Consider the following 19,889-nt stretch of genomic DNA (forward strand, 5'->3'; position numbering starts at 1 on the left):
CGATCCCCGGGACGTGGCTAGGATCTGGCGGACCCCGGTCCCCGACCCGAGGAGCCGCCGTGACGCGCTCGCCGACGTTCCTGCTGGAGTGCCTGCACCGGGCCGGGATGCGCGACGTCGTCTCGGTGGAGCCGGCAGCGGGTGGGCTCGCGGCGCTCGCGGGCACAGCCACCCGCCGGGACGCGCCGCCGGTGTTCGTCAAGGCGTTCACCGACCCGCCGGCCGACGACGTCTTCGTCGCGGAGGCCGAGGGCCTGGCCGCCCTGCGCGACCTCGGTGGCGTGGCGACCCCCGAGGTGATCCTGGCGGACCGGGAGCTGCTCGTGTTGTCGATGCTGCGGCCGAGACCGCGCAGCGAAAGCTTCTGGGAGCAGTTCGCGCACGTGCTCGCCCGCCTGCACCTGAGCACGACCCATCCTCGCTTCGGCTGGCACCGCGACAACTGGCTGGGCCGCCGCCGGCAGGTCAACACCTGGGACGACGACGGCTTCGCGTTCTTCGCCCAGCACCGGCTGCTGCGGTGGCTCGGCCAACCCCGTGTCGACGCGGCACTCGACCCCGGCGACCGGGCGGCGCTGGAGCGGCTGTGTCACCGGCTGCCCGACCTGCTGCCGGCCCGGCCGGCCTGCCTGACGCACGGCGACCTGTGGACGCAGAACGTCCTGGCCACCCCGGACGGCGCGCCCGCACTGATCGACCCGGCCGTGTCCTACGTGTGGGCCGAGGTCGACCTCGCCCACGTGTGGTCCACCTCGCCCCCGCCCGAGGCGCAGCGGTTCTTCGCGGTCTACGCGGAGCTGACCTCCCTCGACGCCGACTGGCCGGCCCGCATGCCGATCATCCAGCTGCGGCAGCACCTGGCCGTGCTGGCCCAGTTCGACGACGACTGGGGCGCGGCCGACCAGATCCGCGCCACCCTGGCCCCGTTCCGCCCGCGAACCGGTTGACCACAGCCACCCTCACCGGTGTGAACTCGGTGGTGCCGGCGGTCGGATTCCACACCCGCACCGCACCGTAGGCGCCGGCAGACGCGACGCGCCGCCCGTCCGGCGACCAGGACACCCCGCCGATGCCGCCGGTGTGGCCGGCGAGTGCGGTCCGGAGGTCGGCACCTGGTTCCCAGAGCAGCAATGTGCGTCGCCGCAGCCGACCGCGAGCTGACGGCCGCTCGGCGACCAGGCGATCGCGTTCGCATGCGTGGGATTGAGGTCGAGCTGGCGCAGCCGGATGCCGGTGCGCGGGTTCCAGACCCTGACCGGGCCGTGGAATTCGTTCGTCGCGAGGTGCAGGCCGTCCGGCGACCACGCCACGCTCTGTATCGCTCTGGTGTGGCCGGAGAGGAGGTCCACGAACCAGCCTGACGGGGTTTCGGTGACGGGTGCGCCAGCAACGCCCGCCGTCGCTGGACGAACCCCGGTGACGGCAGGCCGCCGGCCCGGACGTCGTCGTGCTGCAGGTCCGCGAGCCGGAAGAACGGCTCACCGCCAGTAGCAGCGGCAGGATCGGCCTGCCGATCCGCTCGGCGTAGTTGACTTCACGGTTCACCCACGGCGACTGCTCGGCCCGCTGGTCACGGTGACAGATGGCGTGGAGCGCCTACGGATAGGTGATTTCCGCTTGGCGGGTCGTGTTGTGCATGCCCCAGAGCAGGTCGGCGAGGTGCGCCGGGTCGACCGTCGGAATGTCGGGGACGAAGTCGCCGGCCGCCCTGGCCGCCTCCATCTGGGCGTGGAAGGGCGTGTGCTCGATCGCGGCACCGATGAAGAGCCCACCGACGTGGACGCCCTTGTCGGCCACCGCGGCGTGCAACGCCTGGAGGTAGTTGCGTTGCGCGGCCAGGACGACGCCGCCGGCGATGTGCGGATTGCCGTGCAGGGCACTGGCTCCCTGCGCGCTCAGGATCGCGCCGTCCCCGCGGGCGATCATGGCCGGCAGGAACGCCTGCACCAGCGCGAGCAGTGTGGAGACGCCGAGCGGCATGAGGTCCCGGACGCGTTGGGGCGTGAGGTCGAGCACCGGAACGAACCCGTCGGCGGAGACGCCGTAGTAGAGCACGTCGGGATCGCCGGTCGTGGCGCGGATGCGGTCGGCCAGGGCCGGGATGGCGTCGGTGTCGGCGAGGTCGGCGACGATCGCGTGCACTCGCGCCCCGTCGCCGGCCAGCTGCTCGGCGAGCTGGTCGAGCGGCTCCTTGCGGCGGGCCACGAGGACAACGCTGTAGCCCTCCCGCGCATACCGGTGGGCGACGGCTTGACCGAGGCCCGGGCCGGCCCCGAGCACGACAATCGACTTGGACACGGCGACCGCTCCTTCAGTACGGCGGGCAGATAACCTGACGCTATGGTGAAGTTAACTACGCCGTCAAGTTGCTATCGTGGAGTGCGTGAGTTCCGGCGCCCCCAGCACACCGATCGGCGAGGCCGCTGACCGCGCGCCTGGGGTGCTCCTGCGCGCCGACGCCGCCCGCAACGTCACCCAGATCCGCGCCGCCGCCATCGCCGCATTCCGGGGACGGGGACTGGGCACGCCACTGGAGGAGATCGCCACGGCGGCCGGCGTCAGCAAGGCCACCGTCTACAATCGCTTCGGCGGGCGGGACGGGCTCATCGACGCCGTGATCGGCGAGCTGGTCGCGACCGAGATGTACGCGATCATGGACAGGGCGCGCCGCGTCGATGACCCGTGGGAGGCCATCGCCACCTACATCGGCGACCGGCGCGACCTGCAGTACCGCGAACCCGCCTTCACCGACGCGCTGCTGATGACCTACCCGAACTCCGCCCAACTGGTCGCCCTCGCCACGGCGGCCACCGACATGAGCGAACGACTGCTCCAGCGGGGTCACGACGCAGGCGTGCTGCGCAAGGACTTCACCGCCGGCGACCTGTACTACGCCGACGTCGCCAACGGACTCGCCCTTCGCGCGTTGCGCGCCTACTCGCGCGAGGATTACGACCGCCGCACCCGCTTCTTCACCGACAGCCTCCGCCCGCGCTGACATCACCCCGTGCCACCGCGGGAATCGTCGCGCGTGCGCCGCATGATGCCGTGCCGGCCGGGCATCGTGGCATCCGATGCAGGGTGAGAAGCGCGCAGCGCCGCCGATCGGGGGATCTCATGTCGCAACTGCTCGTCACGTCGTACGGCGATCCACGCGAGTCGCTGTCACTGCAGCCGTCGACCAATCCGCCGCTGGGAACCGACGACATCCTCGTCGAGATGGAAGCCGCGCCCGTGAACCCGTCAGACTTCCTGCTCGTCCGGGGTGGCTATGGGGTACACCCGCAGCTGCCGAGCCCCGTCGGCGGAGAAGGAGTCGGGCGGGTGATCGACGCGGGCGGTGCCGCCGGCACGCCGCTGGTCGGCCGGAGAGTGGTCATCCTGCCCACCTACGAACAAGGCACCTGGGCCGACACGGTGACAACATCGTTGCGCAACGTCCTTCCGGTGCGAGAGGACGGCGACCCGCTGCAACTGGCCATGCTGCCGATCAACCCCGCGACCGCGTACCTGTTGCTGCAGAAGTTCACCAAGCTCGCTCCCGGCGACTGGGTCGCGCTGAACGCCGCGAACTCCGCCGTCGGCCTCTGCGTCATCGCCCTCGCCCGCCTGCAAGGCTTGAAAACCCTCAACATCGTGCGGCGCGAGGCAGCCGCCCAGGCGGTGCGCGACGCCGGCGGCGACCGCGTCATCGTCGCCGGCGACGACCTGCCCGCCCAGATCGCCGGCGCACTGGACGGCGCCGAGCTCGCCCTCGCCCTGGACGCCACGACCGGCCCGATCGTCGCCGACCTCGCCGCAGCGCTCAGATTCCGGGGCGTGCTCGTCACCTACGCCTTCGTGACCGAAACCACCCCGTCCGTGCGAGCCCAGGACCTGATCTTCAACGAGGTGACCCACACCGGCTTCTGGCTGCGCAACTGGCTGAGCCACGCCCCACGCACCGAGATCGAACAGACCTACCACACACTCAACGACCTCGTAGCCACCGGCCAACTCGCCGTCCCGGTCGACGCCACCTACCGCCTGGACGACTACCACGAGGCAGTCGAACACGCCCTGACCCCACAACGCACCGGCAAGGTCCTGTTCACCTTCACCTAGACCTCCCCAGCCACCACGCCGAGGCGATTGAGTCGTTGGCCTGTGCTGAGGTTCTCGTTCGACAGCGTCGATACCCTCGATGTGGTCGAAGGAGGACGAGTTGACTGACCTCGTGGAACAGGAACCCACCACCGATCCGACGGGCCCGCCGCCGACCACATCGCCCACGGCGGATGACGGCGACCAGCTGCGCCTTGTGCAATGGCACCTCGACAGGTATGACCGGCTGCGTGCCTCCACGGCCAGCCGCGCCTCCGTCGTCCTCAGCGCCGGCGCCGTCCTGTCCGCCGGCAACGCGCTCGTGCTTGCCCAGGTGCTCGGCGGCGGGTTCGACACGTTCAACCGCTGGGTCGTCGTCGCGTTCACTCTGGTCGCGCTCGTCAACGCGGCCACAGTCGTTCTCTGTCTCGTCCGCGCCGGCGATGTCCTCGTGACCCGCCGCGACAGCCGCGCCATGTTCGGTGATGGCCTGCCGGTCGCCCTCGTGTTCAACGGCACCGACACTGTCGAGCAACTGGCCACGTTCGAGGACTTCCGCGGCGCGCTGAGCGCGCAGGCCGTTCCCGACGCGCTCGCCGCCGCCCAGGCCGAACTCTGGATCGGCATCCAGCAGCACCGGCACCGCTACCGCCAGCTACGCGGTGCGGTGCGCCTGCTGCGCATCGCCGCGGGAACGTTCCTCCTGCTCCTGGTGTTTGGCGTCGCCGTGAATATCGCTGGCCGGTTCTGATTGTCGCCTGTCGATCATGGGTGCCGACCACGGAACGACCGGGACGGTCGGCTAGTCACTCTTCAGCCGTTCGGTCAGCACATACGCGTGTCCAGTCGCGTGGATCAACGGAGCACCTCTAGTATCTCGGGACAGTGGACCGGCACGTCGGATCTTCCGGCGCCGGTTCATACCTTGATTGCGCGCGAGTCGATCCGTGACTCCGCGAGCACGATCAAGGACGCAGACGGGCGAAATAGCCGCGCCACTGGCACAGTCGGTGGCGTTCTTTGTTGGTGCGAGCATGAGGGGTTGGCCGGCGCATGTCCGAACGGACGAAACGTGCGGCCGAACCGATATGCGCACAGTCCCAATACTTCGATAATCTGCTATACGTGGGTGTGCCGTGCGTCGATCCGATAGGGCGAGCGTCGTGACGGAGCAGTCTGCGCGCAACGCCGCAGCAGGCGACCCCATGGACAGCGAGGACATGCGACTCGAGGATCTCGCCGCACTTCGCGACGCCCTCGACGCCATGCCAGAGCTCGGGCACACCGACACCTGGCGGAAAATTCTGGGTCAGCTCAAGAAAGAGAACCCGGCGCTCTCACCCGACCGGTTCACCCCGGACTTCAACACGTTCGACATCCTCAGCACGTGCGTCGGGGCCGAACAGGGACTCGGGCGACTGGCGATAGCAATTCGGATTGTTTTGGGCAGGTCGGAGCCCGTCCTGGCATTCAATGACCTCGTGACGAAGCTGTCTACCCGGGAGTCGGCCGCGACGCCGTCCGAGCACCTGGACGCGCTGCTGCGCGAGGTGCCGCTCGAAGCGCACGCCGCCGCCGTCGGGCACGAGGCCATTGCCGTTCATGCCGCGCTGCTGGCCGGCGCCCAGGACGCACTGGAGGCGTTCCGGCGCTTGGACGGCGCCACGCCCGAGGTTGGCTCGCTGTACCTCGAGCTGATCGGCCATCAGTTGGACCAGCGCCAAGCGACCTTGATCCACAAGGCGATCGACCAGCGTTTGAGCCTGGCGCCCGGACTGCGCGTAGCCGTTGACGAACTCCACAGTTCGTTCGCCGCCGGCGTCCGCCGTGAGCAGAACACTTCCGTCCAGGACACGTCCCGCCAAGGCCGGGAGCGGCCCGCAGATGGAGACAAGATGATCACCGTTACGGTAACGGACGCCGACCGGGCCGCCTCCACCAAGCAGTCGACCACGTGGGGCGGCGTGCCGCCCCGCAACAACAACTTCGCCGGCCGCAAGGATCTCCTGACGCAGATCCACGATGCACGGCAGTCCGCGTCCAGCCCTTCCCTGTTGTTGCAGGCGCTGCACGGCCTTGGCGGCGTCGGCAAGACCAACCTTGCTATTGAGTACGCCTACCAGTTCCAAGAAGATTACGATCTGGTGTGGTGGGTGCCCGCCGATGAGGAGCGGCTCATCCGGCGTTCGCTCGTATCGCTCGCTCGGCGGCTTGGCTTGCCCGAAAGTGCCGACGCCGATGACACCATCGGCGCCGTGCTCGACGGGCTGCGCCGTGGGCAGCCGCATGAGCGGTGGTTGCTGATCTTCGACAACGCGGGTGACCCGGAAGCGATCCAGAACTACCGGCCACGAGCCGGCCACGGTCACGTGCTGGTGACGTCGCGGTCCAACCGGTGGCCCGGATACGCCGACACGATCTCCGTCGACGTGTTTACCGAAGACGAGAGCGTCGAGATGTTCGGTAAGCGCTGGAAGGGCCTGACCGAGGCCGAGGCGCGTTCGCTGGGCACCCGGCTCGGGCACCTGCCACTGGCGTTGGAGCAGGCTGCGGCCGTGCACAACGAGACCGGCATGTCGCTGCAGGAGTACCTCACGGCACTGGGCGAGACACCGTATCGCGTACTCGCCGAGGGCACGCCGGCCGGCTATCCCAACTCGCTGGCCGACACGTTCCGTGTCGCCTACCGCGAGCTGCGAAACAAGTCGGAAGCCGCGGCGCAGCTCTTCGGCGTCTGCGCCATGATGAGCACCCAGCCGATCTCGGTGGCCGTGCTGATCCGCGGGCGCGGCGGCCAACTGCCGGCACCGCTGTCGACCGAACTGCGCACCGAAATGACCCGGCGCAATGCGATCCGCGACATGGGCAGCCATGCCCTGGCGCAATTCGATGCCGGTCGTAACTTCATCAAGATCCATAACCTCGTCGGCGACCTGCTCCGTGAGGAGCTCGGCGACGAGGAGCGCGCCGTGCTGACCAAGGCGGCGCACAGCATCCTCGCCCTCGCCAACCCTGGCGAGCCCGACAACCTGCAAAACTGGCCCGCCCTTGCGCAGATCAACCCGCATGTCGTGCCCAGCGGCATTCTCTCCTCTGATGACGCCGAAGAGCGCACCGTCTTCTTGGACCAAATCAGGTACCTGTACGCGGTCGGCGACTACGCTGCCAGCCGCGCGCTCGGCGAACTGGCCGTGAACGAGTGGACTCGGACCCTCGGCTCGGACGACGTCATGGCGATGGTCGCGAGCCGGCACCTGGCCAACTCGCTGCGGGAGCAGGGTGAACACACCACAGTCGTGCAGCTCAACCAGGACACGCTCGGACGCATGCGGCGCACGCTCGGCGAGCGGCACGAACACACCCTGGCGACCGCCAACAGCGTTGGGGCGGATCATCGGCTGCAGGGGCGGTTCAACGAGGCGCTCGCGCTGGACACCGAGAACTGGGCTGCATACCGGGCGACGCTCGGTGACGACGACCCGGCGACGCTGCGGTCAGCGAACAACCTGGCTGTCGACCTGCGTCTCATGGGCCGGTTCAAGGAGGCATACGAGCTCGACATCGACATCGTGCGGCGGCAGGCCGCAATGTTCGGCGACGACTCGATCCAGACGTTCTACGCCAACGGCAGCGTCGCCCGTGACCTGCTGGGCCTCGGACGTTACGCAGACGCCCTCGCCCAGCAGAAGCGCATCCTGCGCATTCACGAGCACGACATGCGGCCCGGCCACCGCGACCTGCTGCGAGCCAGGCGCGCTGAGGCGGTCCTCATGCGCAGGAACGGCTACAACGCGATCGAGGTCGCGGAGGTCGCCTATCACGCGCACAAGACCCATCTCGGCGAGACCCACGAACAGACTTTCGCCGCCACGCTCACCCTCGCCAACACCTGCCGCGTTGCGGGTGACCAACCGCGGGCGTATGAGCTCGGGCAGGCGGCTCTCGACGCGTATACGGTCAACCTCGGCGGCCGGCACCCACTGACGCTGGCCGCGATGGTGAACGTCGCCATCATCTTGCGGCACCTGACCCGGCTCGACGAGGCCATGGCAATGAACGACGACGCGCTGAAGGGCCTCAAGAGCACCGTCGGCGAGGATCACCAGTGGGCCCTGTGTGCCCTGGCCAACGGCTCGAACATTCTCGCCTCGCGTGGCCACACCGAGGAGGCCCAGGAACGGTCCGCCGAAAGCCTTTCCCGATCTCGCCGAGTCCGCGGTGCCGATCACCCGTACACCCTCGCCTGCGCCATCAACAACGCCTTGGACCTGGAGTCCATTGGGGCGGATGTCGAGGCGGCAGCGCTACGCCGCGACGCGATCGCCCGGATGAGGCACACCCTTTACGACCGGCACCCGGATGTGATCGACGCCGGGCTCGGCAGCCGCGCCGACTGCGACATCGAGTCGCCGTCGATCTAGCTTCCGGTGCCGGCGGGCAGGTGTCGGTCCAGCCATGACGCCAACTCCCGCGGATCGGGGCGAGGCGTCACCAACTGCGACAGCGCCACGAGCAGCTCCGGGGCGCGCGACAGGCTCGTCTCGCCATCGTGCGCGCGGTCTGTGCTTATCGCCAGTCCGATCCAGGCTCGAGTGTCGGCGGCGTCGTGCTCGATCCGTAAGCCGTACAGGACTGCGGCTCGGCGGTAGTCTCCGTCGACCAGATACCGGTCAGCCTCGTCGCCGTCCGGCAGGTGACCCGCCGAACCCGTGCGCGGCGAGCGGGCCAGCCGGCGTAGCGAGCTCTCTGCCATCAGTACCGTCGACGGTTCAGCCGCGCCAGCGTCGGCCAGCGTTTGTCCGTTCCGTTTCCCGGCCGTGCGGGTGACGGCTCCTCTGCCGGATTCGGCGGTCCAGGCGTCGACGAGGCGGGCGACGAGGTTCGGATCGGGGCGTAGGTTGCGCAACCGCCAGGCGATCGCATGGTCGGCCACCAGGTCTCGCGCCAGTCGCCGAGACCGCTCCGCGACCGGCTCTGCCGACCAGCGTCGCAGCACCGGGCCGATCGACGCGGCAACTCGCCGGCCAGCCGGGGTCAGCTCACCCGTCGCACGGCTCAGGGTCCGGTAGCCGACGCGCACCTGCTGCGCCAGCAGTGCGAACTCGAGTTCCGCGAACTCGCTGTGCTCCGGCTCGGCCCGCTCGACGCGCCAGAAGTCGGCCACACCGAGAAAGGCCACGCAGCCGTGCAACAGGCCGCCGAGAGGTCGGGGGTCATCGCGCCACGGCGAGTAGTAGCTCCGGCCCGCAGCGTCCGCGTACAGGGCGGTGACGTCGTGCAGTGCGTTGATCCGGCTGTGCTGCACCTCGTGCACGAGCGTGGCGGCAAATCCGGCCGGATCCGCCGGCGGGGCCAGCGCGACGACGCCGACGGCGTCGCGGGCCGTGGCGCTCACCCCGGTGCCAGCGCTGTCCGGCACGAGGGGCACCAGTTCGGTCACGGTCGACCCGATCGCGGCCGCCCATCCGGGATGCCGGTAGCTCAGCACCTGCCACGCCCCGGCCAGCATGTCCTGCCACCAACGCTGCTGCACGGCGTCCAACCGATCGGCCGGCGGTCGGCCGAACAGCCTCCGGTAGGGGCTGATGTCGTCCAGCGTGACGGCAAACCGCTCAGGGTCGTCCACGACGAGACGGCAGAGCGGCTCCCAGCCCGAATCTTGCGCCGCGGTTCCGTCGAACCCGAATTCAACGACGCGCCCGCCATACTCGAATCGCAACCGTCCGCTCGCGTGCGACGCGTTCGCCACGCCGAAGCTGGCCGCGTCGCCGAGCCGGACGCGGCCCAGCGTCGGCACGATGATCCAGCCGGCCCGGACCGGCACCGCCGCCTCGGCGTCCACACCGACCGACCGGGCGGCGGCAAGGGCGAAGCCGCCGAGGTAGGCGAGGTCGACGGCGAGGTCGACGTCGCCGCGCACTCGGCCGAGCAGCCGACGAAGGCACCAGGCTGACCAAGCACCCGCCTGCGCGTCGCGCAGGACGGCGGCAACCGAAGCTGGTGCCCGCCGCCACAGGCGGGTGAGGACGGCGAAACTCGCCGCGAGTCCGGCGTTGACGCCCACATCGGGGTGCTCGCGCTCGACGAGGTCCATGAGGGCCCGCACCTGCAGGACATGTTGGCTGTACCGGGTCGCGGGCAGCCAGTCGGCTGCGGGCGAGTCGACGGCGAGTGCGGTGTACGCGGCCGACGGGATGTCGAACACCGCGGTCACGGGCGTCGCCCCAGATCAGCGTCGACTCTGGCCATGACGTGGGTGATGAGGTGCTGGAGGTCGAGGCAGTAAACGGACGGGTTCGCGAACCCGTTGTCCGGGTGGTACCGGTGGACATACGCGCCGCCGCCGCAGACCCGGACGACGCGGCAGTCGCGGCAGGTGCCGCACAGACCTGCGAGGCCGAGCTGGCGGGCCTGGATGTCGGGATGGGCGAGGACGTCGTCCATCGTGTGGGTGTCGACATGCATTCCGGTGGCCGGGCCCCCGGGCCGGACCGACTTGAGGGTGTCCACCTGCTGCAGCGCCCCGTCGGTGTCGACAACCACGAACGCGACCGGGCTGAGGCCGACCTGCTCGGAGACGCTCTGCCCGCCCAGGTGCAGGTGAATTACCTCCTGGAAGAGGCGGACGGCGGTTTCCTGCCGTGGGGCGCTGTACCACCGGTCAAAGGCGGCGACGAGCCACGCACCGTAGGGGGCGTCGGGTGACGGTGCGCGACCCGGCGGCGGGTTCGACCAGTTGCCATGCGGCAGAAGGAAATCAACCGCTGGCGGGGCGAAAGCGAGCAAGGCCTCGTACACCTCTACGGGGTCGTTGGCCAGGTCAACGACACATAGCAGGCCGGAAAACAGGTGCCGGTAGTCGCCCTCGGTGAGCAACCGCAGACCCGCCGCGGTCCGGTCGTAGGAGCCCGTGCCGTCAACCCGCAGTCGATGCCGGTCATGGTGCTCGCGCGCGCCGTCCAGACTGATCCCGACGGCGATGCCGTGCTCTGCCAGGACGGTCAGGAGCCGCTCGTCAAGCAGCCCGGCGTGGGTCTGTACCCGCAGGTCCAGGGCGACGGTGTCGGGCAGCGACGCGCGCAGGGCGCGCGCCGCCTGGGCGATGTACGCCTCTCCCGCGAGCAACGGTTCGCCGCCATGGAAGACGACGGACACCGCGTCCAGGCCATGCGCCCCCGCATGCTCGCCGATCCGCTGTGCGGTGCGGTGCAGGATGCGCGGGCTCATGGTCCGCGGCTGGCTGGACCACGACGAGTCGGCCATGCGGTACACGTAGCAGTAGTCACACGCTAGATCGCATCGGCTTGCAATTTTCAGGATGAACTGGCGCAATGCGGACACCGGTCGGCTCGCCGGGTTCGAGTCGGGCAGCGGAGTCTCGGATGCCGAGCCCATTGTCGATGCCCTAGATGCTGGACTGGAATCCGGCGGTGGTCTCCTGACCGTGCTCGATCTCGTCGAGGATGCGCCGCAGGCTGTGTGCCAGCACGGCATCGTCGAGGCGGCGGATTACGTCGAGGGGTTCGGAGCTGATATCCGCGAGGGGCGACTCGGTGTCGTCGGCGGGTTGATCCACATTTGCCTCCGGCGATCGCGCGGGATGCCTCGTCATCGTACGACCGTACCGGCGCGCGACCAACCTCCATCCACGGTCATGGAAATAATACTCCATGCTGTTCAGCCCCCCGTCGATACCGCTCACCGCTTCGAATTGTCTATGATCGCCTTGCGTTCAATTTCCGAGGCGCCTTGGCCGCCGACGTGCGACGGCTGTGCCAGTGCGGTCGGGACGCCTCATTTGAACAGGAAAAACGGCGTGGAAAGGGCCGGTGCATGACGGCATCGCTGCGGACGCTTCTCGGTGAGTCCGTCTTCTCGATGCTGGCATTATGGCAGCAGTCCACCAATCGCAAGGTGGAATCCATCGGCCGTTCGGCGCTGAGCGGTGGGCTGAGTGGCGCGATCCTGGTGCCGGTCCGCGTGCGCGACCGCGGGCAGGTGCGCAATGCGATCCTGAAGTACTGCCCGGCCGACGCCGATGGCCCCAACCGGGAGCCGGGCGCGCACGATCGGGCGCTCGCCGTTTCGCCAGAACCGTTCCGGTCCGATCACCTCGTCGAGCTTCTCTTCGATCCGATCGTGCTGCAAAACGGCGGCTCGCTGATGTTCCAGCGCATCGCCAGCGGAAGCCTCGACGACCACACAACGCTGCGTGCGTGGGGCGCGGCGCCCGAGCTCGGCGCGGCCTGCCGTGCCGTGGTTGCCTCGGTACTCGGCGGCTGGAACGCTCCGGGGCCGCACGCTCAGGTCGACGTGACTTCGGTGAAGCCCGGCGAACATCTCGAGCGCCTGTTGGGCTATCGCCTCCGGCCCACTCATCGCCTCCAGCAATGGCTGGAGCGAGAGCCGGCGATCTGGGCTGCAAAGGGTCTGCGCCTGGCACATCCCAAGATCGACGAGGCGCTGGTCAACCCGATCGCGGTGCTGCACTCGCACCCGATGGTCGAGCACCTGCGGGTACCGCTGACAACCGGCCTGACCCACGGGGACCTGCACGTCGACAACGTCATCGTGCCCCAGTCGTCCACCGCCGGAGGCGTCGAGGCGTTCCGCCTGATCGATCTGACCACCTTCGAGTCCGACGGGCCCCTGGCCCGCGACCCGCTGCATCTGTTGCTCTCGGTCGTCAACCTGTATCTGCCGACACTGACCCCTCCGGTCCGCCGCAAGCTCATCGACGCGCTGGTGGACGGCGAACCGTCGGTGGGCGTGCCGCCAGTGCTGCTCGGTGCGATCGACGGCGTCCGCCGCGGCGGTTTGGACTGGTACGGGCCGGACGACCGCGGCGACGACTGGCGGGTCGAACGGCTGCTGGCGTTGACCGCCTGCGCGCTCATGTTCGTGCCACGCGACCATGGCAGCGACGCGGACGCGCCCTGGTGGTACTTCAAGCTCGCCGCGTGCGCTATCACCCGGTACCTCGCCGATCCGGCGTCGCCACCGACGCGGAGCGCGCCGCCGCAGCGCAAGACGGCCGAACCGATCGCCCGCCCGAACGGCCACGACCACGACGCCCTTCCCAACCAACGCAGACCGGCGGACGACCACGTCCACGCCAATGCGAGTCACCGGCCAGCCAGCGGCGGCCAGCCCTTGACCGCTTCGCAGCAACCCGACCCGCTGGACGCCGCTCAGCGAGCAGTCATTGTGGATGTGCTGTTCAGCGTGCCGTTCATTGACAGCCACGGCCACCTCGACCGCATCATCAGGGACCTGCCGATGCCGGTGAGAACCGCGGTCTCGCACGCCGGTGGCGACAATCTCCGCACCCGGGTGCTCGACCTCATTTCGGTGCTGGAGGCCCGGCCGCACCTGCGGCCCTGGCAGACCCTGGTCGCTGTCGTCCGGCTGCACAACGGCCCAGCGCCCGAGGTTGACCGCCTCGCCGAGGTGATCGAGGAGCTGCGCCTGCCCTGACGGTGGGTCTGCGGCGGCCGTGCTGCTCGCGTGGCTGATCGCGCTGCTGCTGCGGGCCGTGCTGCGCAGCGGGGGCGGCCGGGCCGGGGACCGCGAACCGGCTCCCGAGCACGTCGCCTACCTGACCGGCGGCCCGCGGCAGGCCGTGTACGCGGCGGTCACGGCGCTGCGCAGTGCCGGCAGTGTCCGCGCGGCCGACGGCAAGATCTACGCCAGCGGCCCGCTGCCACGCGGCGCGGGCGGGCTCGCCTCCGCCATTCATCATGCGGTCCAGGGCGGGATGCCGGTCGCCGTGCTGCCGACCCATCCCGCTGTCCGTGCCGAGCTCGACCGCGCCGCCGATCAGCTTCGTGGTCAGGGTGTGCTGCTGTCGCGGGGGCGGCGCTGGGCGATGGGACTGACCACGGTGCCGTTGTTCGTGCTGGCGTTGTTCGGTGGGGCGCGCTTCGCGTTGAACCTGCCCAGCGATGACAGTGCGGCGCTGGCGGCCAACCTGCGCACCATGCTCACCTTGGTCTGCGCGATACTCGCACTGATCCTGAGCGTCGTGGTGGCCAGCCGGGCGCAGATCCGCACCCGGGGCGCCAACCGGCTGGTTCACGACCTGCGCCGCCGGTACGCCGCCCTCGCGCCCCGGCACAACCCCTCGTTGACCGTCAACGGGCCGGCCGCCGCCACGCTCGCCGTTGGGCTGTTCGGTACCGCTGCCCTGTGGACCGCCGATCCGGCCTTCGCCGGCGCCGCGAACGTGGCGGAGCAGCACGCCACCAGGGGCGCGGTGGATACGGCGGCGACAGTGGTTACCAGGACAGCAACGACTCCAGCTGTGGCAGCGGCGGCTGCGGCACCGGCTGAAACGGTCAGCGCAGCTGCGGCAGGAAGCGGTGCCGGGCGAGGGCCGCCGTCGTCTCGGCGGCGAGGGCGACGACGAACGCGGTGATCGCCAGGATGACGATCCACGCCCAGATCCGGTAGCCCGGCGGGTGGGCGTAGGCGACCCAGTGCAGCGTGAAGGTGGCGACCGCAGCATAGGGGAAGGCGTACGCCCAGAATCCTGAGTTGAAGTGCAGGTGGCGGTACACGCCGACGAGCCGGAGCTGGATGAGCGCGGCCAGGAGGGTGTAGCCGGCGAGGCCGAAGGTCACGGCGTCGACCTTGTTGTGGCTGACGGCCAGGTACGCCAGGCCGGCGAGGGCGGGTGGGGCCGCCTGGATCGCCAGGGTGGGTTGCAGCTGTGGTGGGAGCGGGGGGCGGAAGTACAGCCGGGCCAGGATCATCGACTCGATGACGAGCCACGACACCACGCCGAGGCCGAAGAACACCCGGGCGAGGCCGGTCCAGCCGGCGAGGGACGCGCCGATGGCGGCGATGAGTCCGCCGGCGACGGCGGGCAGCACGTACCCGGGGTGCAGCTTGTCCAGGTCGAGGCCGCCGGAGATCCATTGGCCGGTCAGCCACCCGGCCAGCACGACCGTGACGACGGCGAATACGCCGAACAGCCACTGACCCGCCGCGCGTTCGTGCCGCATCAGGCCGATGGACAGCAGCATGCCGACGATCGGGATCAGCGAGACGAACGGTCCCAGCACCGGGTGGGTCAGTTCGGCGTGCCAGCCGCCTGGTCGGCGCGGCACCTGCGAGGCGTAGCTGATGAGGAGCGTCAGCCAGACGACGGCGGCCAGGACGCACAGGATGTCGGAGACGAGCGCGGGCGCGAAGTGCAGCAGCGCGGCGTAGCCCCAGCAGCCGGCCAGGCCGGTCAGGCCGTACGCGATGCCGAACAGGTTCGGGGTGATCCCGACGGTTGGTTCGCTGTTCCGTGCGTTCACCGCGGGACACTACCCGGCGCTCCAGCGGTTATCCCCGGGCGTCACGGCCATGGTCGGGGCGGACCTGCGCGGCGATCGCGTCGGGGTCGGCGTCGAGGTCGCGCAGGAGGCGGGCGGCGGGGCCGTCGCTGTCTCGCAGGATGCCGGCCAGCAGGTGTGTCGTGCCGGCGAAGGGTGCACCGGCCTGCCAGGCTTGCACGCTCGCCGAACGCAGCGCCAACAGGGCGCCGGGATCCAGGCGGCGGGTTTTCGATGCCGAGGACCATCCTCTGGTCGGTATCGCGGCCGGTTCCGCGACGTCCTGCGGTGCGGCGGGGGAGAGGGCCGCGGCGGTGGTGGCGGCGAGCAGGGTGATGTTGTGCTCGCGCAGGACCTGACCGGCGGTGTTGTGCCGGGCGACCGGCTCCGGCAGCACCGCGCCGGCGGCGTGGAGCTGCTCGTGCAGTTCCAGGATGCTCAGCAGCACCGCGGCGGTGCCGGTCCGGGCGTGGCCGAGGCGGACCGCCTGTTCGTGCGCGTCGGCCTCGATCAGCATCGGGATGGGGTGACCGTAGCGGGCGCCGTGGCGCAGAAACGGGCGGCGTGCCAGGAAGTACGTGCTCATGGCCGCGGCCGCCGTCCAGGGCAGTCGCAGGGCGCGAGGCGACGTCGCCGGCAGCACCTTGAACGCCTTCAGTGTCTGCACGGCCCAGTCGGGTGGGTCGTCACCGCCGCGGTACGCGGGCGACCGCCGGTCGAGGGGGAAGCTGCCGTGGCCGGTCACCCACATCGTCCCGGCGAGCTTGGCGGCGGCGTTGCCGGGCACGGCGAACACCGCGCCGAGCAGGTGACGGACCCCGGCTGGGACCCCGTCGCGGCGGCTCGCCTCGTGGACGGCCTCGTAGACCGCGTGGCCGACCAGCGGGGAGAACGCGCAGTCGCCCGGACCGCCGTGGTAGGCGGCCTCCCGCAGCGCGCCCTCGGCGAACAGCTCCACCTGCTGGTCGAACGCGGGAAACAGCCGGGACCGCTGGGCCGGCGGGTCGTCGTCCACCGGTTCCACGTCCTGCCGCCAGTCACGCGACCACGGCGGCGGATATCCGGGCAGCTCGGGTACCCGTATCGCGCCGTGGCGGAGCACTCCCGCAGAGCTGACCACCGGCCGCCCGTCGCGGACCGCCCGCCGGTACGCGGCGGTCAGCGTCCCGACCAGGCTGGCGCCCGGGCGTACACCCACCGTGCCCATGTCCTCGAGTATCGCCGCGGCGAACAAGGCACCCGGAACGAGCGACGACGCCCGCCGCCGATACGCATCGACGGCGGGCGGAGCGGTGGCTACTTCGACGCGGCCAGGGTGGTGGCCCGGCGGGTGAAGATGGCGACCACGCGGGCCAGCTCGGCCGGTGCGGTCAACGGCAGCAGATGGTTCACCCCGTAGATCGTGGTGGTCGTGGCATCCGGGATCAGCGCTGCCAGGTAGGCGGTCATCCGGTGTACCGCCGGCGAGCTCGCGCCGCCCTGCACCAGGAGCACCGGCGCGGTCAGTCGCGTCGGGTCGAAGGTCCAGGGGTGCATTGCGGGCAGCTCGTCGGTGAAGAAGTAGCCGCTGCGGCGCACGGCCTCCTCGACCGCGTCCGCGCCGAGCGCGTCGGTCATCACCCGGCGGTAGTCCGGGCCGCAGACGGCGGCCATGAAGGCGTCGAACGCGGCCGGCCGGTCGCCGCGGGCGGTGGCGCCCATCGCCGCGCCGATCGCGGGGCCCAGTGCGGCGTGCAGTGCCTCGTGGTCGGCCGGATCGGTGAGGCCGTCGATCAGCGGTGCCTCGCTCAGGCAGAGCGTGCGGACGAGGTCGGGGTGGTCGAGGGCGAGTTGGAGCGCGATCACCGAGCCCGACGAGTGGCCCACGACGTGGGCCGGGCCGGTGTCCAGCCGGCGCAGCAGTTCGGCGGCGTGACCGGCGTGGTCGGCGACGGTCAGCCCGGCGGGCGCCGGTGTGCCGGTGTATCCGGCGCGGATCAGGCGGATGACGCGGTGCCCGTCGAGGGCCGGCGCGGTGGCCATCGGCACGAACCAGTCGGCGAACACGCCGGCGTGGATCAGCAGGACCGGCTCGCCGGGGCCGCCGGAGTCGGTGTAGGCCAGGTCGGCGCCGGCGAGGTGGCAGTTCTCGATCATGATGGTTTCCTTCGCTAGAGTCAGCTCTAGTGACTGACTAGAGTAGGCTCTAGCGGATGAGCGGGCCTGTCAAGCAACCGAAGAAAGCCGACAGCCGACCGACGCGGGCCGAGCAGGCCCGGGCGACCCGGCGGCGCATCATCGCGGCGGCGGCCGAGCAGTTCATCGCCCTCGGCTACGGCGCGACCCGGCTCGACCAGGTGGCCGAGCGGGCCGGTGTCGCCGTGCAGACGGTGTTCTTCCACTTCGGCAACAAGCGCACCCTGCTCAAAGAGGCGCTCGACGTGGCCGCGGTCGGCGACGACGAGCAGGTCGCGCTGCTGGAGCGGCCGTGGGTCGAGCAGATCCAGCGGGAGACCGACCCCCAGCGGATCGTCGAGCTGTGGATGGTGACCAGCCGCGCCATCGTCGAGCGGGTCGCCTCGCTCATGCGGGTCGTGCGCGGCGCGACGGGCACCGACCCCGAGCTCGCCGCGCAGTGGGACACCAACCAGCAGCAGATCCGCACCGCCCACGGCTTCTTCGTGCAGCTGCTCGCCGCCCGCGGCGCCCTCAAGCCGGGCCTGGGCGTCGAGCAGGCCGTCGACATCGCGTTCGTCATCGGCAACGTCGAGACCTACCTGCAGTTCAGCGAGGTCTGCGGCTGGACCCTCGACGAGTGGCAGCAGCGCATCGGCGAGCTGCTCAGCGCCGCCCTCATCGCCGACACAACGAAGCAGTGACACAACGAAGCAGTGACACGACGGCGATCCTCGGGAAGCCGTGACCACGCCGCCCGCACCGCCGGTATCTTCGGGTGGTGCATGGGCCGTATGTGGCGGTGATCGGGGCCGGGCAGGCCACGCCGAAGCAGGAGCGGGTCGCGGAGCGGGTCGGCGCGCTGCTGGCGGAGGCGGGCGCCGTCGTCGTCTCCGGCGGGCGCGGCGGCGTGATGCAGGCGTCCTGCCGGGGCGCGCACGAGCGCGGCGGCCTCACCGTCGGGCTGCTGCCGGGCTCGGACCGGGCCGACGGCAACCCGTATCTGACGGTCGCGCTGCCGACCGGCATGGGGGAGCTGCGCAACGGGCTCGTCGCCAGGACCGTGGACGGGCTCGTCGCGGTCGGCGGGGGATGGGGGACGCTGAGCGAGATCGGCTTCGCGATGCGCCTCGGCAGGCCGCTCGTCGCGGTCGGCAGCTGGACGGTCGCCGGTCCGGAGGACGGGCCGTCCTACCCGACGGTCGACACCGCCGAGGCGGCTGTTTCGTGGGTACTGCAGGCGATCAGCCGATAGGGCCCAACAGCTCGATGCCGTTGTCTGCGGCCACTTTCAGCACTGTCTCCATGTCCGGCGAGGCGAGCGCGGCCACGGCGCGGCTGAAGCCTTCCATCGGCGCGCCCGGCGCGTGGACGACGAACGCGACGGCGTCTGCGGTCGACTCGTTGCGCACGGTGTGCGGGGTGTTGCCGGCAAGGGGGACGACGTCACCCGCACCGGCCGTGACCCGGCGGGCCGGCCCGCCGCCGTCGGCGACGTAGAAGGTGAACTCGCCCTCGATGACGTGGTACACCTCGCCCGGTGCGTGCCGGTGCATCACCGGTGGGCCGCCGCCCGGGGCCATCCGGACCTCGACGGCGAACAGGGCGCCGCCGGTCTGGGCGCAGGTCGAGAGAATCGTGATCTGGTCCGTGCCCATCCGCAGGCACTCGGCTGTGGCACGATCGACAGGTAGCTTGTCCATATTCCGAAGATAGACAGGTGGCCTGTCGAATGTCAACCCGAGTGCCGATCACCGGCGGCCGGCCGCGGCCGGACAACCTCGCGGTGCTGCTGCGTGAGCTGTTCGTGCTGCTCAACGACCTGGTGATCGACCGGCTCGCCGAGCGCGGCCACGGCGCCGTGCGGGCGTCGCACAGCGCGGTCTTCCAGTACCTCGACGACGCCGGCACGACCGTCAGCCTGCTCGCCGAACGGGCGCAGATGACCAAGCAAGCGATGGCGGAGCTGGTCGCGCACCTGGAGACCCACGGATACGTCACCCGCGTCCCCGACCCGAACGACCGCCGGGCCAAGCTCGTCCTGCCGACCGCCAAGGGCCGCGAGGTGGTCGGCATCGCGCAGGCGCTGGTCCCCGAGGTCGAGCAGCGCATCACCGCCGCGCTCGGCGCCGACCGCCTCCGCGCGCTGCACGAGGACCTCGAGACCCTGCGCCGCGAGCTGGCGTAGCCCGCCCGGGGCGGCGCACGGACCGGCGCCGGTCACCGCGACGGACGATGCCGTCGGTCATGCGGCCACCGGTCAGCGGCTCCTCGCCGTCCTCCATCAACGCAGTATTCCGGACCGTGCGGGCCGGCCGGACCGGCGGA

At 70.4% G+C, this 19,889-nt stretch carries 19 protein-coding genes and 1 pseudogene; 10 read left to right on the top strand and 10 right to left on the bottom strand.

What is annotated here, in order from left to right; translation table 11 throughout:
- The first annotated feature begins 59 nt into the window (after window positions 1-59).
- Entirely contained in the window at window positions 60-947 is an 888-nt protein-coding gene (locus AB0K00_RS43265) for a fructosamine kinase family protein (protein ID WP_363533969.1), read from the top strand.
- On the opposite strand, the gene AB0K00_RS43270 is transcribed toward AB0K00_RS43265, so the two are convergent.
- From AB0K00_RS43270 to AB0K00_RS43280, 3 genes and pseudogenes are all read right to left on the bottom strand, one after another.
- Window positions 838-1,305 carry a WD40 repeat domain-containing protein gene (locus AB0K00_RS43270; RefSeq protein ID WP_363534142.1) on the bottom strand — a complete coding sequence of 156 codons (468 nt, stop codon included), beginning with the start codon at window positions 1,303-1,305 and terminating at the stop codon, window positions 838-840. The genes AB0K00_RS43265 and AB0K00_RS43270 overlap by 110 nt on opposite strands.
- Window positions 1,281-1,349 (bottom strand): annotated as a pseudogene (locus tag AB0K00_RS43275) (hypothetical protein); the annotation flags it as partial. The gene AB0K00_RS43270 and the pseudogene AB0K00_RS43275, both read right to left, overlap by 25 nt.
- A 247-nt stretch (window positions 1,350-1,596) precedes the next feature.
- Window positions 1,597-2,298, bottom strand: a complete 702-nt coding sequence (locus AB0K00_RS43280) for an SDR family NAD(P)-dependent oxidoreductase (RefSeq protein ID WP_363533972.1) — start codon at window positions 2,296-2,298, stop codon at window positions 1,597-1,599.
- A gap of 85 nt (window positions 2,299-2,383) precedes the next feature.
- Between AB0K00_RS43280 and AB0K00_RS43285 the strand changes: the two genes are divergently transcribed.
- The 4 genes from AB0K00_RS43285 to fxsT all read left to right on the top strand — a co-directional run bounded on the left by AB0K00_RS43285 (window position 2,384) and on the right by fxsT (window position 8,504).
- Complete coding sequence (locus AB0K00_RS43285; protein WP_363533975.1) at window positions 2,384-2,998, top strand: TetR/AcrR family transcriptional regulator; 615 nt, start codon at window positions 2,384-2,386, stop codon at window positions 2,996-2,998.
- A gap of 119 nt (window positions 2,999-3,117) precedes the next feature.
- Window positions 3,118-4,104 carry a zinc-dependent alcohol dehydrogenase family protein gene (locus tag AB0K00_RS43290; protein WP_363533978.1) on the top strand — a complete coding sequence of 329 codons (987 nt, stop codon included), beginning with the start codon at window positions 3,118-3,120 and terminating at the stop codon, window positions 4,102-4,104.
- A 100-nt stretch (window positions 4,105-4,204) separates the two neighbouring features.
- Window positions 4,205-4,834: a hypothetical protein gene (locus tag AB0K00_RS43295; RefSeq protein WP_363533981.1), complete on the top strand. Its 630-nt coding sequence runs from the start codon at window positions 4,205-4,207 to the stop codon at window positions 4,832-4,834.
- A 454-nt stretch (window positions 4,835-5,288) separates the two neighbouring features.
- Window positions 5,289-8,504, top strand: coding sequence for an FxSxx-COOH system tetratricopeptide repeat protein (gene fxsT / locus AB0K00_RS43300; protein ID WP_363533984.1), 3,216 nt, complete (start codon window positions 5,289-5,291; stop codon window positions 8,502-8,504).
- Here the strand turns inward: fxsT and AB0K00_RS43305 are convergent.
- From AB0K00_RS43305 to fxsA, 3 genes are all read right to left on the bottom strand, one after another.
- The gene (locus tag AB0K00_RS43305; RefSeq protein WP_363533987.1) at window positions 8,501-10,177 is read right to left on the bottom strand and encodes an HEXXH motif domain-containing protein; all 1,677 of its coding nucleotides are present in this window, start codon (window positions 10,175-10,177) and stop codon (window positions 8,501-8,503) included. The two genes, fxsT and AB0K00_RS43305, sit on opposite strands and share 4 nt — an antisense overlap.
- Window positions 10,178-10,293: 116 nt before the next feature.
- Window positions 10,294-11,478 carry an FxsB family cyclophane-forming radical SAM/SPASM peptide maturase gene (locus AB0K00_RS43310; protein ID WP_363533989.1) on the bottom strand — a complete coding sequence of 395 codons (1,185 nt, stop codon included), beginning with the start codon at window positions 11,476-11,478 and terminating at the stop codon, window positions 10,294-10,296.
- Between the two features lie 10 nt (window positions 11,479-11,488).
- Window positions 11,489-11,659 (bottom strand): FxSxx-COOH cyclophane-containing RiPP peptide, encoded by a 171-nt coding sequence (fxsA, locus tag AB0K00_RS43315; protein ID WP_363533992.1) that lies wholly within the window; start codon window positions 11,657-11,659, stop codon window positions 11,489-11,491.
- A 257-nt stretch (window positions 11,660-11,916) separates the two neighbouring features.
- Between fxsA and AB0K00_RS43320 the strand changes: the two genes are divergently transcribed.
- Window positions 11,917-13,560, top strand: a complete 1,644-nt coding sequence (locus AB0K00_RS43320) for a hypothetical protein (protein ID WP_363533995.1) — start codon at window positions 11,917-11,919, stop codon at window positions 13,558-13,560.
- Window positions 13,561-13,579: 19 nt separating this feature from the next.
- Window positions 13,580-14,500, top strand: a complete 921-nt coding sequence (locus AB0K00_RS43325; RefSeq protein WP_363533998.1) for a TIGR04222 domain-containing membrane protein — start codon at window positions 13,580-13,582, stop codon at window positions 14,498-14,500.
- Here the strand turns inward: AB0K00_RS43325 and AB0K00_RS43330 are convergent.
- The 3 genes from AB0K00_RS43330 to AB0K00_RS43340 form a co-directional block, all read right to left on the bottom strand.
- Complete coding sequence (locus tag AB0K00_RS43330) at window positions 14,421-15,389, bottom strand: hypothetical protein (protein WP_363534001.1); 969 nt, start codon at window positions 15,387-15,389, stop codon at window positions 14,421-14,423. The two genes, AB0K00_RS43325 and AB0K00_RS43330, sit on opposite strands and share 80 nt — an antisense overlap.
- A gap of 28 nt (window positions 15,390-15,417) precedes the next feature.
- A complete protein-coding gene (locus tag AB0K00_RS43335) occupies window positions 15,418-16,614 on the bottom strand; it encodes a Clp protease N-terminal domain-containing protein (RefSeq protein ID WP_363534004.1) in 1,197 nt (398 codons plus the stop codon).
- Between the two features lie 89 nt (window positions 16,615-16,703).
- Window positions 16,704-17,543: an alpha/beta hydrolase gene (locus tag AB0K00_RS43340; protein WP_363534007.1), complete on the bottom strand. Its 840-nt coding sequence runs from the start codon at window positions 17,541-17,543 to the stop codon at window positions 16,704-16,706.
- 56 nt (window positions 17,544-17,599) lie between these two features.
- Here AB0K00_RS43340 and AB0K00_RS43345 point away from each other — a divergent pair, with 56 nt between their 5' ends.
- Window positions 17,600-18,265 carry a TetR/AcrR family transcriptional regulator gene (locus AB0K00_RS43345; RefSeq protein ID WP_363534010.1) on the top strand — a complete coding sequence of 222 codons (666 nt, stop codon included), beginning with the start codon at window positions 17,600-17,602 and terminating at the stop codon, window positions 18,263-18,265.
- A 77-nt stretch (window positions 18,266-18,342) separates the two neighbouring features.
- The gene (locus AB0K00_RS43350) at window positions 18,343-18,816 is read left to right on the top strand and encodes a TIGR00725 family protein (protein ID WP_363534013.1); all 474 of its coding nucleotides are present in this window, start codon (window positions 18,343-18,345) and stop codon (window positions 18,814-18,816) included.
- On the opposite strand, the gene AB0K00_RS43355 is transcribed toward AB0K00_RS43350, so the two are convergent.
- The gene (locus AB0K00_RS43355) at window positions 18,806-19,264 is read right to left on the bottom strand and encodes a cupin domain-containing protein (RefSeq protein WP_363534016.1); all 459 of its coding nucleotides are present in this window, start codon (window positions 19,262-19,264) and stop codon (window positions 18,806-18,808) included. The two genes, AB0K00_RS43350 and AB0K00_RS43355, sit on opposite strands and share 11 nt — an antisense overlap.
- A 29-nt stretch (window positions 19,265-19,293) precedes the next feature.
- On the opposite strand from AB0K00_RS43355, the gene AB0K00_RS43360 reads away from it, so the two are divergent.
- A complete protein-coding gene (locus AB0K00_RS43360; RefSeq protein WP_363534018.1) occupies window positions 19,294-19,749 on the top strand; it encodes a MarR family transcriptional regulator in 456 nt (151 codons plus the stop codon).
- Window positions 19,750-19,889: the final 140 nt, after the last annotated feature.

Origin of the sequence: Dactylosporangium sp. NPDC049525 (assembly GCF_040676755.1) — a bacterium.
Taxonomy (GTDB): domain Bacteria; phylum Actinomycetota; class Actinomycetes; order Mycobacteriales; family Micromonosporaceae; genus Dactylosporangium.

What these genes read in the sequence shown, in the direction of transcription:
- AB0K00_RS43290 (WP_363533978.1), top strand. Translation starts at nt 3,118, where the DNA reads ATGTCGCAACTGCTCGTCACGTCGTACGGCGATCCACGCGAGTCGCTG.
- fxsT (WP_363533984.1), top strand. Translation starts at nt 5,289, where the DNA reads ATGGACAGCGAGGACATGCGACTCGAGGATCTCGCCGCACTTCGCGAC.
- AB0K00_RS43305 (WP_363533987.1), bottom strand. Translation starts at nt 10,177, where the DNA reads ATGGACCTCGTCGAGCGCGAGCACCCCGATGTGGGCGTCAACGCCGGA.
- AB0K00_RS43310 (WP_363533989.1), bottom strand. Translation starts at nt 11,478, where the DNA reads ATGGGCTCGGCATCCGAGACTCCGCTGCCCGACTCGAACCCGGCGAGC.
- AB0K00_RS43320 (WP_363533995.1), top strand. Translation starts at nt 11,917, where the DNA reads ATGACGGCATCGCTGCGGACGCTTCTCGGTGAGTCCGTCTTCTCGATG.
- AB0K00_RS43335 (WP_363534004.1), bottom strand. Translation starts at nt 16,614, where the DNA reads ATGGGCACGGTGGGTGTACGCCCGGGCGCCAGCCTGGTCGGGACGCTG.
- AB0K00_RS43340 (WP_363534007.1), bottom strand. Translation starts at nt 17,543, where the DNA reads ATGATCGAGAACTGCCACCTCGCCGGCGCCGACCTGGCCTACACCGAC.
- AB0K00_RS43345 (WP_363534010.1), top strand. Translation starts at nt 17,600, where the DNA reads ATGAGCGGGCCTGTCAAGCAACCGAAGAAAGCCGACAGCCGACCGACG.
- AB0K00_RS43355 (WP_363534016.1), bottom strand. Translation starts at nt 19,264, where the DNA reads ATGGACAAGCTACCTGTCGATCGTGCCACAGCCGAGTGCCTGCGGATG.
- AB0K00_RS43360 (WP_363534018.1), top strand. Translation starts at nt 19,294, where the DNA reads ATGTCAACCCGAGTGCCGATCACCGGCGGCCGGCCGCGGCCGGACAAC.